This window comes from Chryseobacterium sp. SN22 (assembly GCF_008329705.1).
Taxonomy (GTDB): Bacteria; Bacteroidota; Bacteroidia; order Flavobacteriales; family Weeksellaceae; genus Chryseobacterium.
Genome location: NZ_VTSX01000015.1, coordinates 60,218 through 75,463 on the forward strand (window position 1 = coordinate 60,218; position 15,246 = coordinate 75,463).

Consider the following 15,246-nt stretch of genomic DNA (forward strand, 5'->3'; position numbering starts at 1 on the left):
AAAAAAGAGGCTTTGATGTCTCTTTTTTTATTTCTTTTTAAACACATACAAATCCTTGTTCGGGCCGTCGATTGGCTGGCCGCTCATGTCAAGTTGGGTAAGGGTATTCTCCCCGACTCTGTATTTGTAGCTGGAGTTTTTTCCTTTGAGGGTAATTACTTTTCCGGAGACATTCCACCCGAAGCTTCCTTTGTCCTGGTTTTTGACATTCCGTTCAAGGTATTCTTCGTTGAGGGTGAAGGTTTTGTCTTTATTCAATGTCACATCTGTTTTGATTCCCGGACAGTCTGCGCATGGTACAACCGCTGTGTAAGTACCCGACCAGTCCAGAGCATTTTCAGAAGTATCGCCTTCTACCGAAGTTGTGGTACTGGCACTGTCGACAGGAGCCTGGATCGCCATCGGATCCGTTTTAGCAGTAATATCAATCTCAGGATTTTTATCTTTCTGGGTACAGGACGCCAACAAGGTAATGGCTGCCATGCCTAAGATCTGCATCTGGTGTTTCATAATCAGTGATTGTGGGTGTGAATGCTTTTTAAGCAGCAAAAATTAAGCCGAGGGGCTGTTCAAAGGTTGAGGTTTAAAGTTTGATAGTTCTCCAGCTTTAATTGAATCTTTCTGTGAATTCTTTTAATAATCTAAAATAAAATCTCTACAAGTTAGCCGGATGATTTACTATTGGAACTTTGAACCAAAACTTTAAACCTGAAACTTTAATTTAAACCTGAAATTTTCTTCGTAAATTGGGACAAAATTTTGATTATGACAAAAAAGATACTCTTATCTGTATTTCTTTTGCCGGCTGTAATGACGTTTGCACAGCAATACGGCGGAATGTGGATTCCGACAGAGCTTAATGAAAAGGAGATGAAAGATTTAGGAATGAAGATCTCTGCCAAAGACATTTTCAATCCGCAGAAGCCCAGCATTAAGGATGCCGTGGTGCAGTTCAACGGCGGATGTACGGCCGAAATTATTTCGCCGAAGGGTCTTCTGCTCACCAACCACCACTGTGGGTACGGGCAGATCCAGGCGCATTCAACCGTTCAGAACGACCTTTTATCCAATGGGTTCTGGGCGAAGAATCCGCAGGGAGAGCTTCCTAACCCCGGCGTAACGGTGGATTTCATTGTTGATATCAAAGAAGTAACCCCTCAGATCCTGCAGGGAACGGATAATCTTCAGGAGCCGGAACTGGCCAAACAGATTGCCAAAAATATTGAGGTTTATAAAAACGCTCAGAAAACCGAGCCGTATCAGTCGATTTCCGTAAAATCCATGTATTACGGGAATAAGTTTTACGCTTACACGATAGAAACATTCAAAGATATCCGTCTGGTAGGTGCACCGCCGCAGAGTATCGGGAAATTCGGCTCCGATACGGACAATTGGGTGTGGCCGAGACATACCGGGGATTTTTCCATGTTCAGGATCTATGCCGATAAAAACAACAAGCCGGCGGAATATTCCAAAGACAACATACCGTATGTTCCGAAGCATTATCTTCCGGTTTCCATCAAGGATAAAAATGAAAATGATTTCACCTTTGTTTTCGGATTCCCGGGCAGAACCACGGAATACCTTCCTGCGATTGCCGTTGAAAAGATCATGACAGAGATTGATCCTGCCAGAATTGCGGTAAGGGATGTGGCACTAAAAACCTTGGATGAAAAAATGCGTACGGATGCGGCCACACGGATCCAGTATGCTTCAAAATATGCTTCGGTAGCCAACTACTGGAAAAAATGGATCGGCGAAGTGGAAGGATTGAAAAAATCCAATGCCGTACAGAAAAAAGTAATGTACGAAGGGACTCTGGCAGCTAAAAACCCGGAGATCAAATCCACCATCGACCAGATGAACAGACTGTATGCCGAGCAGGCGCCTTATGCCTTAAACAATGCTTATTATTCTGAAACCGTAAGAAATGCGGAAACCATGATGCTGGCTAACCTGTACTACGGGTATATTACTGCGGTGGAAGCAGGAAGAGCCGACGAAAAAAGCACATTGGCTTTCAAAAACAGGCTGACCTCTTTTTACAAAGATTACAATGCAGAACTGGATGCCAAAGTAACGGCCAAACTGCTGGCTCTTTACGCTAACAAAACAGCACCGCAATTTCTGCCGGCGGGGTTTGATAAATATAAAAACGAAGCCCAGAATATCCAGGCCATCGAGGATGTTTCTAAAAACTCCGTAATTACAGGAAGAAGCGAAGTAAACGGTGCTTCATTGAGCAAGGACATCGATAAGGCATTCTCCAATCAGGACAAACTGATCAAATCCATCAAAAAAGATCCGGCTTACCAGCTGTATGTAACGATGAGAGACACCTACATGACCAAAGCGGATCCTCAGTTTACGGCTTTGCAGATGAAGATCGATGCCCTGCAGAAAACTTACATGGCGCAGCAGATCAAAACGGATAAAGACCGTAAGTTCTTTCCGGATGCCAATTCCACCCTTCGTGTAGCCTATGGAAAAGTAAAAGGTTCTTCACCGAGAGACGCCGTTTCCTACAACTACCAGACGCATCTTTCTGGAGTGATGGAAAAATATGTTCCGGGAGATTATGAATTCGATGTTCCGAAAAAGCTGATCGACCTGTACAGCAAAAAAGATTTCGGCATGTATAAAGACAAAACGGGTGACGTTCCGGTAGGATTTACCGCAACCAACCATACCACCGGCGGAAACTCAGGAAGCCCGGCGCTGGATGCCTACGGAAACCTTGTAGGGTTGAACTTCGACCGCCAGTGGGAAGGTACGATGAGCGACATCAATTATGATCCGCGATTCAGCCGGAACATCATGGTAGACACCAAATACATTCTTTTCATCATCGATAAATTTGCCGATTCCAAATGGCTGGTGGATGAAATGAAGATTGTAAAGTAATTTTTAAAGCATATCTAAAGAATCTATTTAAATTTTTCAACCGGTTTAAATAGATTCTTTTTTATTTTTGACATCTGAATGAAAAACAAAATCATCAATTTTTTGTCAAATTTCGAAAAGGAAAATCTTGCAGATTCTTTTCCTCTGGAGTATTGCCTGCCCGTATATCACTGTGTTTCGGATGAAAACCTGCCCCATCTTAAAAATATAATCCCGTACAAAAACACAAAGCAGTTTGAGCAGGACCTTGATTTTTTAGCCAGGCATTTTCAATTTGTTAATTGGGATGAATTCAAAGGATTTGTCAACGGAAGTTTCCAACCCAAAAAGAAAATCGCACTGCTCACTTTTGATGACGGATTAAGGGAATTTTATGATGTCGTTGCGCCTATCCTGGAACGGAAAGGAATTTATGCCATTAATTTCATCAATCCAAAGTTTATTGACAACAAGGATTTGATGTTCCGGTGCAAGGCAAGCCTTCTGGCTGAGAAAGTAAAGGCAGATAAAAGGGTCAACCCTGAAATTTTCAGTATTTTACAACCTAAAGAAAACCCCGCACAGCAGATTTTAAAGATCAGTTATTTACAGCAGGATCTTATGGACCGCCTGGCCGAGGTTCTCGAAGTCGATTTCAATATATTTTTACTGCAGCAGCAGCCTTATATGACACTTGATCAGATGACAAGGATTACCCAAAAAGGATTCGGGATCTCTTCCCACAGCTGGGATCATCCGCTGTACCATGAATTATCCGTCGGTCAGCAGCTGGAAACCACCGACAAAACATTTGATTTCCTGAAGCAGCATGATTTCCTGTACGAAAGTTTTGCTTTTCCTTTCACCGATTTCGGAGTGAAAAAAGAATTTTTCGACCTTTTTTTTAAAAACAAAGATGTCTTCTGCACGTTCGGGTGCGCAGGCATTAAACTCGACAGTATAGAAAGGAACTTTCAGAGAATTCCCATGGAAAACGGTGACCCGGCCGAAGCTGTTCTGAAAAAAGAGCTTGCTTATTTCAGATTAAAAAAGATACTGAACAAAAATAAAATTGTAAGAGGATGATCCATCTGAAAACATTAAATAAAAAGCAGCTTGAAGCATTTGTATCATCCGGCGATTACAAAAAATACGGTTTCCTTCCAATTACTGAACACCGCGCCGTTTCCCATATCAAAAACCCAAAAGCCAACGAAGATCAGACATTGCTTATCCTTGCCTTTGATCGTGATCAACTGGCCGGTTACCTGGGCTGCTTTCCCGATCAGTTTGTAACAGATGGAAAAACCTTCAGCTATGCCTGGCTGAGTACCCTGTTTATCAGCAATGAATTCCGTGGAAAAAGGATTGCCCAAAGCCTCCTGAATAAAGCTTTTGAAGAATATCACGGAAACATTGCCATCACGGAATTTACAAAAGAAGCGGAAGGTCTCTACAACAAAATGGGCGTTTTTGAATATATACAGCCCAAACAAGGGAAAAGGTATTATTTCAGAACCGATCTTAAACATATTATTTCGGCTAAAAAACCCGAACTAAAATCCTTACAGCCTGTTTTCCGTTTGGCAGATTCGGTGGCTAACATTTTAATTTCGGTAAAAAATACTTTTGTTAAAAAACCGGAATTTAAATTTGAAGTTCTGGACAAAATTGATCAGGAAAGCAAAGCCTTCCTCTCCAAATTTAAAAGCAACCGGAATGCGGAAGAGATTAACGGACTGATCAATCATCCCTGGGTTTTAGAAGGTAAATTAAAAGAAGAAAAGTATCTGTTTTCAAGCTATTCGGAACAGTTCCTTTATTTCTGGATCAAAATTTTTAATGAAGATAATGTGCTGGTGACCTGCTCGCTCCTGCTCTTACGGGACGGCCATTTAAAAATTCCGTATTTTTTTTCAAAAGCAGAGCCGAACCAATTGATCGATTTCCTTGGTTATTTTATCTTAAAAAATAAAGTGATAACATTGACAAGCTATCAGACCGATATCAACAGCCGGATCGAAAATTCAAAGAAATTCCCGGCCATCCACAAACGGAATCTTGAAAGAAGGTATATGTTCCACAAAGACCTTATCGCCCATCTCCCCGAATCATTCGATCCCGGATTCCAGGACGGCGACGGCGACTGTGCCATGACCTAAAAACAAAAGAGGCTTTTCAAGCCTCTTTTGTTAATGTCCGAAAATATCTTTCAGACTTACTTCTTTAAAGGTACCCATCTGGTCGACGGCTTCCCTGTTCAGATTTTCTTTTTTGCCGATAATGGCGGTATTGAAATCAACCGGTCTGATGCAATGGTTGTAAAATGCTTTTAAATCTTCAAATGTCAGGCTTTCGATCTGATGGTAGATGTCTTTCCTGAAATCGTGGTGGATGTTCAGTTTCTTCAGCCTTAAGGTATTGAAGAAAATGTTGGTTCTCGTTACCCGTTGCGAAGCAATCTGTTTCAGGGCCGAATTCCTGGCATTTTCAAACTGTACCGGCACTTCCGGCAGCTCGGCCATCAGTTCCGTCATGGTATCAACGGCAATCTGAAGCTTATCCGGCTGCGTCCCGACATAGGTCGTGATATAATCCGGATGGTTCAGTTCCGAATTGGCTGCGTAGGAAACATACGCAGAATACGCCAGGCTCTTGCTCTCCCGGATTTCCTGAAAAACGATCGATGAAAGGCCACGTCCGAAATATTCGTTGAAAACATTGATTTTCCCGAAGTTTTCCGGGTCAACATCTTTGCCTCTCCCCACTTTGCTCATTTCCATCTGCACCATATCATAATTGGTAAAATAGACATTTCCTCCGGTTGCCGGCTCAGGATATTTCCTTGGTTCCGGAATCTGAAGCGTTTCCGGTTCCGTATATTTTCCGATATAGGCGGTGAAAGCCTCTAAATTCCGGCCGTAGAAAAAGATCCCATACGGAAAGCTGAACAATTTTTTCACCCGGTCGGTAAACACCTCAACCTTGCTGTTTTCAAGCTCTTCTTTTGAAATTACATCCGTAAAGCGCGAAAAGGCTCCCAGTTTCGTATAATTGGTCAGGGCCGTCATAATCCTTCCCTTATCCTTCTTCATCGCTGCACGGTTTTCCAGCACGGTCTGTACGAAATCTTTGTAAATTTCCTGGTCGGGCTGTACATTTTCCATCCAATGCCGGAGCAATGCAATCCCCGCCTCGATATTTTCTTCCAGTCCGGTTAAAGAAATCAGAAGCTGATCGTTCGTGGTTTTGAAATCATTGGTTATCCCGATTTTGAAAAATTCTTTTTTCAGTTCTTCAGGAGCATACCGGTCGGTTCCCAGGTATTGCAGCACCTGCATGGAAATTCCCAGATCACGGTCATGATCGCTGCCGAAAGGAAAAATAAAGTGAACCTGGGCAATATCATTGTACTTGTTTTTAACGAAGCTTATTTTCTTGCCTTTTACCGCATCGGTCTTAATTTCTTTCTGATAATCGATAAATTCAGGCCGGATATCTTCCGTTTTCTCAGCAAGGATTTCTTTCAGGAACTCCGATTGGGCCTCGCGGTTTATTTTGATCGGCGTAATGCCCGGATTCTCTACCCGGATCAGTTTCTCATTGATGCCCTTTTCTTTGTAGACAATGACATAATTCTCCTTAAAAAATTCATTGGCAAAAGCTACGACATCCTCTTTGGTAAACTGTGCATAATCGTCCAGCTCATTCAGTTCCTGTTCCCAGCTTCTGCCTTTGATGTAGGTATCGTAAAGATTGGTGGCGAGTCCGTCCGCTGTTTCCAGGGACTTCATCCGCTGCAGCCTGAAATCGTTGATGATGGCAGGAAGCATCCAATCCGGAAACTCCCCTTTTTTCACCAGCTCCACCTGCTCCAGTACCAATTCTTTTGCTTCGTCCAGCGTCTGGGTTTCTTTGGGAACAGCAACAATAGAAAAATAACCGTACTGTTTCAGTCCTACCGAATAGGCCTGCCCCCAAAGCAGTTTCTGGGTCTGGTTGATATTTAAATCCAATAACCCCGCCTCTCCCCTGTTGCTTAAAACATTGGCCACAATATCGGCCAGTATGGCTTCACGGGTTCCATAGCTTTCCGTTCTCCAGGCCAGCTGAACGCGTGGGGTCGTTGGGCTCTTTACCGTTCTTTTTACAGTCCCGGTAATGGGCTGTTCGACAACCGGTGTTTTCTCCGGCAGTTCCCGGTAAGGAATTGTCCCGAAATACCGGTCTACCAGCTGAATGGTCTCCTCAAAATCAAGATCTCCAACCAGCACCATCGCATAATTATTGGGAACATAATATTCATCAAAATATTTATGAATGGCCTTCATGGAAGGATTTTTCAGGTGCTCCGCTTTCCCCAGGGTGGTTTGCTGCCCGTTGGCGTGCGTCGGAAAAAGCGCATCCATCATTTCGTACTGTACCAGCCTGGAATCATTATCCTGTGCCCTGTTGAACTCTTCATACACGGATTCCAGCTCCGTGTGGAAAAGACGTAAAGTCAGTTCCGAAAAACGTTCCTTTTCGATCTTCAGCCATTTCTCCAGCTCATTGTTAGGAACATTATTTTTATAAACGGTTTCATCGAACCAGGTATGGGCATTGGTTCCCGTAGCGCCCAGTGACGAAATCGCCTTATCGTATTCATTCGCAATGGCATATTGGCTGGCTTCCTGGGAAACCTCATCGATTTTACGGTAAATTTCTTTCTTTTTCTCAGGATCCGTTTCTGCTTTATGGCTTTCGTATAAATCCGAGATACTGTTCAGCAGTTGGCTTTCTTTTTCCCAGTCCTGGGTTCCGAGTTTTGAAGTCCCTTTGAACATCATATGCTCCAGGTAATGGGCCAGCCCGGTATTATCGGCAGGGTCATTATTGCTTCCCGTTCTTACCGGGATATAGGTCTGTATTCTCGGTGCGTCTGCATTCCGGGCAAGGAAAACCTTCAATCCGTTTTTTAAAGTATAAATCCTTACTTTATTTTCGTCATGGGAAACCGTTATATATTCGTAGTTGTTTTTATCTGTATAAATTTCTTCCTTGAATCTTTTCTCGATCATAAATTTCATTTTTCACCCTTACAATTCAGAGTGAATACAAAGGTAAGCAATCATGAAAGAACAATCCTGAATTTCCTTATTATTGCATCTATAGTTTTAATTTATATCCGATAAGTATCCATCCGACCAAAAATTACAGAAATCTATGAATGTTCACTACCGAAAACTGCTGCCGGAAGAAAGCAAAATGTACAGAACCATACGCCTTGAAAGTCTACAGGAATTTCCCAACGCTTTCGGGGTAACCTATGAAGAAGCGCTGAAACATGAAAGATTAAGAATGGAGTTGGATATCGAAAATCAGACCCGGGACAGATTTGTAATAGGAGCATTCATAGATCATCAATTGATAGGAATCTGTACTTTTATTAAGGATGAAAATAATACAGGTTATATTTATCAGATGTATGTTGAAAAAGGTTATCAGGGAAATAAGATCGGCGCCGGGCTGATGGATAAAACTATTAAGGAAGCCAGCCATCAATTTGAAAATATTGATATTTATCTGGAAGTAAAAAGAACCAATCTATACGCCTATCACCTTTATAAAAAAATCGGATTTACTGAAATCAGTGAGCCCTCGTCCCCGTTGGATAATCCGGTAATCATTATGAAATTTGAGAAAAACGGATAATTAATTTTGCTTGTAAAAAGGCTGGAAGAAGGAAGCCGGAGGCGGGAAGTTTTTTCCAGCCAATATCACAACCGACCAGATTAATGATCAAAGAATATTGTTATCAGTTGCTAAAAGAATTTTTTTTAAATATTGACTGATTACGCTTTTATATTTTTTAAATTATTTAAGGTTAAATGTAGTGATTCAATTCATAGTACATTGATTAATAGATAGTTAATTTGCTCCGGAGGTGCAACTATCTGTGTAGAAGATGATCAGAATTCTGCAACACCGGAACTGCGGAATAGTTGTATCTTTTCTTACAGTTCGTTTGTTATGAAAAGCCGGGACCCAATATCTCGGACTTTTAAGTTACTTTAATCCAAAATAAATTCGATAAGTTTGTACCGGTTTACAAAATCGCACCATGCACGGAAACATTCTGATCATCGATGATGAGATCAAGCTCCTGAAATTATTGGGAATGATCCTTTCCCAGGAAAATTTTAACGTCAAAGAAGCCTCCACCGCCCGTTCGGCCCTGACGATGCTGGAACAGCACGAATTTGATATCGTCCTGAGCGATGTCCGGCTTCCGGATGCTTTCGGAATTGATCTGGTAAAATCCATCAAGACCAAATACCCGCACCTGGAAATTATTCTGATGACGGCTTTCGGGAATATCACCGATGCCGTTCAGGCGATGAAAAACGGAGCCTACGATTACCTGGTGAAAGGCGATGACAATGATAAAATTATTCCGCTGGCCTACAAAGCCATGGAAAAGGCGAAAGACAACCGGTCTAAAACCGTTCACAAAAACATTGCGGCAAAAGGTTTCGAAAGCATCATCGGGATTTCCCCGCTGATCCTTCAGGCTAAGAGATTGGCAGAAAAAGTGGCCTTAACCGATGCTACCGTGCTGCTGACCGGTGAAACGGGAACCGGAAAAGAAGTTTTTGCCAATGCCCTCCATGAAGGCAGCGACCGGAAGAAAAACAGTTTTGTTGCCATCAACTGCTCCGCCTTCAGCAAAGACATTCTGGAAAGCGAACTGTTCGGGCACAAAGCCGGAGCTTTTACCGGAGCGATAAAAGATAAAAAAGGACTGATTGAAGAAGCCAACGGCGGAACCCTGTTCCTGGACGAAATCGGGGAAATGCCGGTCGAGCTGCAGGCCAAATTGCTGCGGGTCCTCGAAACCAAAGAATTTATCAAAATGGGTGAAACCAAGGTTTCCAGATCCGATTTCCGACTGATTGCCGCCACCAACCGCGACCTGGAAGAAGAAATCAAACACGGGCATTTCCGGGAAGATCTTTATTTCAGGCTCAATATTTTTGAGATCCGGCTTCCGGCGCTTCGTGAGCGAAAAGAAGACCTGAAAGCACTAACCAAAAATTTTGTAGACATTTTCGCCCAAAAGCTTCATCTTGCCGATGTCAAAGTAAGCCCGGAATACTATAAAACCTTAGAAAAGAACGACTGGAAAGGAAATATCCGTGAGCTGAGAAACACCGTAGAAAGAAGCCTGATCCTGATGAGCGGAAATATCCTGGATATAGAAAGCCTTCCTCTTTATTCCGAAAAAATGACGGCGGAAAAAGATTCTCTTAGCATCCGCTCCCTGGAAAAAGAACATATCCATAAAGTTCTGGAATATACCAAAGGCAATAAGGCGGAAGCTGCCAGACTGCTTGAAATCGGGATTGCCACGCTGTACCGTAAGCTGGAAGAGTACCATTTAAGATAAGATAAGATAAGTCTGAGGCTGAGATCAAGGCAAAAATTGCTGCTGATTTTAAGTTTTTCACTGAAGACTTACTTTTATTTTTCGCTTCGACAGCTAAACGAATTCAAGCTAGATACGATCGAATTTATGTTCTTTTAAAGTCCCGAAGGGACGGCTTTCTATAGGATAGGATAATCCTATTAGAACCGTTTAATTAAATCAGGTAATAAGCGGGATGCCGGAAGTTTCTTTTACCAAAGTACAATAAGAAATATGAATGATCAAACAAATTTTTTATCATCCTATCAGAAGTCACTCTATTTTGAATCCTCACTAAGCATCCTTAATTTTATTTTGATTAATAAACAACTAAATATAAGTTCAATACTCAATCCTAAAGAAAGCACACAAAAAGCTTTTAAAAATCTGGGATTTTTGTCTTGTAACATAAAAGAAATCCGGCAATCCGGTGGCTGAGCGGAGCCGAAGCCACTATGATAGAATCTTAGCACTTTTTAATCTAAACATCCTATCATTTTAATAACGCGCCTATCATTTTGATAGGCTTTTGTGTTGTTGCAAGTTTATTTAAAACCACCCAACAAGCTATTAAACAGCAACTTAAATTAAATTCCAATACATTGGAACTTCTTTTGGCATTACCGGTTCAGAATAAAATATTTAAAAATGACCATTCCAAAAAAAATGTCGCGAAAGCCTGAGCACTCTAAACTGAGCCTGCTGATGGTGTCTTATGCAGTTCTTACCTTATTAACCCTAATTGTTGTGCTATGATGCTGATCGGTTTAATCGCACTGAGTGCCGTCCTGTTCTGGATCTCGTATAAATCTGTTGAATTTTTTGATAAAATATAAGATCATGTGGAGTTTATTTTTCCTATCTGTCCTTGCTTTCGGGTATATCTGCTACGTACTGATAAAACCCGAAAAATTTTAACCTGAATTGAATCATGAATACAGAAATTTTAGGCATTATTGTCATGTTTGCCGTGACATTGGTAATTGGTATTTTTCTCGGAAAATATATTGCTGAGGTATATGGCTATAAAAAAACCTTTTGGGATAAAATTTTCCGGCCGGCTGAAAACCTTATTTATAAGATCTCAGGAATCAACCCGGACAAGCAGATGACATGGAAGCAGAATATGTTTGCCATGCTGGCTATCAACGTCATCTGGTTCGTCCTCGGATTTTTCATCCTTCTGAACCAGTCCTGGCTTCCGCTGAATCCCGACGGAAACCCGGATATGCCACCGGATCTGGCCTTTAATACAGCCATTTCGTTTCTGGTGAACTGTAACCTGCAGCATTATTCCGGTGAAACGGGCGTAAGCTATCTCAGCCAACTGTATCTGATGTTCCTTCAGTTTGTAACCGCCGCTACAGGAATGGCCGCAATGGCCGTACTGTTCAAAGCCTTTAAAGACAAAACCACTATGGAATTGGGGAATTTCTACGATTTCTTCACGAAATCCATCACCAGAATCCTGATTCCGATCAGCATTATCGTTGCGCTGATCCTTTCTGCCAATGGAAGTCCGATGACGTTTGAAGGCAAAGACCATATCACGACCTTAGAAGGACAAAAAGCTGATGTTTCCAGAGGTCCGGCAGCAGCTTTTATTGCGATTAAACATTTAGGGACAAACGGCGGAGGATTTTTCGGAGCCAACTCGGCCCATCCGCTGGAGAATCCGAATTACCTGACGAATATGACAGAAATGGTAACCCAGATGATCATTCCTTTTGCCATGGTGTTTGCGCTTGGATTTTATTTGAAGAAAAGAAAGCTTTCATGGACGATCTTTACCGTCATGACCATCGGTTTCCTGGCCCTGACCGTTCCGAATGTCATCAATGAAACCCATGGAAACCCGCTGATTACTGAAATGGGAACCCACCCTCATCTCGGAGCCATGGAAGGGAAGGAAATCCGGTTTGGAAGTGCTTCGTCCGCGTATTGGAGCATTGCAACGACTGTAATTTCTACCGGTTCTGTGAATGCCATGCACGACAGTACGATGCCGCTTTCCGGGATGAACCAGCTGCTGGCGATGATGATCAACTGCTTTTACGGCGGCTGCGGCGTCGGAATCCTGAACTACTTTATCTTTATCATCCTGGCCGTGTTCATCAGCGGACTGATGGTCGGAAGAACTCCGGAATTTTTAGGAAAGAAAATCGAAGCTAAGGAAATGAAGATTGCGATGATCGTCGCCCTGTTCCACCCGTTTTTAATTCTGGTGGGAACGGCCTTAACCGCCTATCTTCCTGAATTCGGGGCAAAAACATTAAACAATCCCGGATTCCATGGCTTCAGCGAAATGCTGTATGAATTCACTTCCTCTTCCGCCAACAACGGTTCCGGATTTGAAGGGTTAGGCGACAATACCCCGTGGTGGAACATCTCAACAGGAATCGTCCTGCTGCTGTCGCGGTTTATCCCGATCATCGGCCCTGTGGCTATCGCCGGATTACTGGCCCGGAAAAAATACATCCCGGAAAGTGCGGGAACGCTGAAAACGGATACCGCTACCTTCGGATTCATGACCTTAGCCGTCATACTCCTGATTGCCGCGCTTTCCTTTTTCCCTGCCCTTACGCTGGGACCGATTGCAGAACAGCTGCAGTATTTTTCAAAATAAAATTTAAAATAATCAAACCGTTAAAATCTTTTCAGGAACAGTAAGTTCATCAAATGATGAAGCTTTAAATATTCTTTGAATATTTTCTTAATCCAAACTTTAGTCCTGAATACATCTTAACGGTTCAAAATAAAAATCATTCAAAACAATGAAAAATCAATCACAGACATTGTTTCAGAAAGATCTGGTTAACGAAGCGATCCAACAGTCTTTTGTTAAGCTTAATCCGAAAATCATGTTTAAAAACCCGGTGATGTTCCTGGTGGAAATCGGAACGGCGGTCATGTTTGTTGTAAGCCTGTTCAGCCTTACCGGCAACCAATCCCAGGGAAGCTTCGCCTACAACTTTTTAGTATTCATCATCCTGTTTTTCACGGTCCTTTTTGCCAATTTCGCCGAAGCCATCGCTGAAGCAAGGGGAAAAGCCCAGGCTGATACGTTGAGAAAAACGCGTGAAGAAACCCCGGCAAAAGTAGTTGTGGATAACAAACAGGGGTTCCAGATCGAAACCGTTCTTAAAAAATCAGCCGACATGAAGCTGGGCGACATCTTCCTCTGCGAAGCCGGGGACCAGATCCCGATGGACGGGGAAATCATTGAAGGGCTGGCCACCATCGACGAATCGGCCATCACCGGGGAAAGTGCCCCTGTGATCCGCGAAGCCGGCGGTGATAAAAGCTCCGTGACCGGCGGAACGAAAGTCCTTTCCGACCGGATCAAAGTGAAAGTGACCACCAAACCCGGAGAATCTTTCCTCGACAAGATGATAGCCCTGGTAGAAGGCGCTTCCCGGCAGAAAACACCCAACGAAATCGCACTCACTATATTATTGGCCGGATTTACGCTGACTTTTATCATCGTAACCGTTACCCTGAAACCTTTTGCAGATTATGCGCAGACGCCGATCACCATCGCAGCATTCATTTCACTTTTCGTTTGTCTGATCCCGACAACGATCGGCGGTCTGCTCTCTGCGATCGGGATCGCGGGAATGGACCGTGCCCTGAGAGCCAACGTAATCACCAAAAGCGGTAAGGCGGTAGAAACCGCCGGCGATATCGACGTCCTGCTGCTGGATAAAACAGGAACGATCACGATCGGGAACCGTAAGGCTACCCAATTCCACCCTTCCCACAATATCCAAATGGAAGAATTTATTAAAGCTTCCGCATTAAGCTCAGTTGCCGATGAAACGCCGGAAGGAAAATCCATTATCGAACTCAGCCAGCTGAAATCCGAAGATTTATTGGTTCCCCATCCGACTTACATCGATTTCACGGCAGAAACCCGGACTTCAGGCATCGATTTTGAAAACACAAGAATCCGTAAAGGGGCATATGATACGATTAAAAAACTGACGGAAAAAGCAGGGAATGTTTTCCCGCAGGAAACCCAGGAAGCCGTTACGAAAATTTCAGAAAACGGGGGAACACCGCTGGTGGTCTCCGTGAATGAGAAAGTCTGGGGCGTCATCGAACTTCAGGACATCATCAAAACCGGGATCCAGGAACGTTTCCAACGACTGAGAAAAATGGGCGTAAAAACCGTAATGGTAACCGGTGACAATCCTTTAACCGCGAAATTCATTGCTGAAAAAGCCGGTGTAGATGATTTTATCGCCGAAGCGAAACCGGAAGACAAGATGAACTACATCAAAAAAGAACAGCAGGAAGGAAAGCTGGTCGCAATGATGGGCGACGGAACGAATGACGCGCCTGCCCTTGCCCAGGCCGATGTGGGGGTTGCCATGAACAGCGGAACCCAGGCAGCCAAAGAAGCCGGAAACATGGTGGATCTGGACAACGACCCTACGAAACTTATTGAAATCGTAGAAATCGGAAAACAGCTGCTGATGACCCGCGGAACACTGACCACCTTCAGTATTGCGAACGACGTAGCAAAATATTTCGCCATCATCCCGGCATTGTTCATCACCTTTATCCCGGCTCTTCAGAAGCTGAACATTATGAATCTGCACAGTCCGGAATCAGCGATTTTATCGGCGATTATTTTTAACGCGATTATCATCCCGATCCTGATTCCTTTAGCTTTAAAAGGCGTGGCCTACAAACCGATCGGGGCCAGCGCCCTGTTAAGAAGAAACCTTTTGATCTACGGCCTGGGCGGGATTATCGCTCCGTTTATCGGAATCAAGCTCATCGATCTGGTGATCAGCCTGTTTTTTTAATAAAGCTGAAGAGGGAGGCTGGGTGCCGGAAGTTGATAATATACTGTTTTAATTTATTAAATGATAATAAGATAAAGACTTCTCCCTGTTAGTTATAACTCA

Annotated in this window: 9 protein-coding genes; 7 read left to right on the plus strand and 2 right to left on the minus strand. The window is 43.2% G+C overall.

What is annotated here, in order from left to right:
- Nucleotides 1–27: 27 nt before the first annotated feature.
- On the minus strand, nucleotides 28–510 hold the full coding sequence (locus FY557_RS11560; RefSeq protein WP_149247403.1) for a copper resistance protein NlpE: 483 nt from the start codon (nucleotides 508–510) through the stop codon (nucleotides 28–30).
- 255 nt (nucleotides 511–765) lie between these two features.
- On the opposite strand from FY557_RS11560, the gene FY557_RS11565 reads away from it, so the two are divergent.
- The 3 genes from FY557_RS11565 to FY557_RS11575 all read left to right on the plus strand — a co-directional run bounded on the left by FY557_RS11565 (nucleotide 766) and on the right by FY557_RS11575 (nucleotide 5,045).
- A complete protein-coding gene (locus FY557_RS11565; RefSeq protein WP_149247404.1) occupies nucleotides 766–2,904 on the plus strand; it encodes a S46 family peptidase in 2,139 nt (712 codons plus the stop codon).
- 102 nt (nucleotides 2,905–3,006) lie between these two features.
- Entirely contained in the window at nucleotides 3,007–3,969 is a 963-nt protein-coding gene (locus tag FY557_RS11570) for a polysaccharide deacetylase family protein (protein WP_228451774.1), read from the plus strand.
- Complete coding sequence (locus FY557_RS11575; RefSeq protein ID WP_149247406.1) at nucleotides 3,966–5,045, plus strand: GNAT family N-acetyltransferase; 1,080 nt, start codon at nucleotides 3,966–3,968, stop codon at nucleotides 5,043–5,045. The genes FY557_RS11570 and FY557_RS11575 overlap by 4 nt, the downstream gene beginning before the upstream one ends.
- Before the next feature lie 30 nt (nucleotides 5,046–5,075).
- On the opposite strand, the gene FY557_RS11580 is transcribed toward FY557_RS11575, so the two are convergent.
- The gene (locus tag FY557_RS11580; RefSeq protein ID WP_410495929.1) at nucleotides 5,076–7,952 is read right to left on the minus strand and encodes a M16 family metallopeptidase; all 2,877 of its coding nucleotides are present in this window, start codon (nucleotides 7,950–7,952) and stop codon (nucleotides 5,076–5,078) included.
- Between the two features lie 136 nt (nucleotides 7,953–8,088).
- Between FY557_RS11580 and FY557_RS11585 the strand changes: the two genes are divergently transcribed.
- The 4 genes from FY557_RS11585 to kdpB all read left to right on the plus strand — a co-directional run bounded on the left by FY557_RS11585 (nucleotide 8,089) and on the right by kdpB (nucleotide 15,144).
- Nucleotides 8,089–8,577, plus strand: coding sequence for a GNAT family N-acetyltransferase (locus tag FY557_RS11585; protein WP_149247408.1), 489 nt, complete (start codon nucleotides 8,089–8,091; stop codon nucleotides 8,575–8,577).
- Nucleotides 8,578–8,986: 409 nt separating this feature from the next.
- Entirely contained in the window at nucleotides 8,987–10,312 is a 1,326-nt protein-coding gene (locus FY557_RS11590; RefSeq protein WP_149247409.1) for a sigma-54-dependent transcriptional regulator, read from the plus strand.
- A gap of 949 nt (nucleotides 10,313–11,261) precedes the next feature.
- A complete protein-coding gene (kdpA, locus tag FY557_RS11600; protein WP_149247410.1) occupies nucleotides 11,262–12,956 on the plus strand; it encodes a potassium-transporting ATPase subunit KdpA in 1,695 nt (564 codons plus the stop codon).
- A gap of 148 nt (nucleotides 12,957–13,104) precedes the next feature.
- Nucleotides 13,105–15,144 carry a potassium-transporting ATPase subunit KdpB gene (kdpB, locus tag FY557_RS11605; protein ID WP_149247411.1) on the plus strand — a complete coding sequence of 680 codons (2,040 nt, stop codon included), beginning with the start codon at nucleotides 13,105–13,107 and terminating at the stop codon, nucleotides 15,142–15,144.
- Nucleotides 15,145–15,246: the final 102 nt, after the last annotated feature.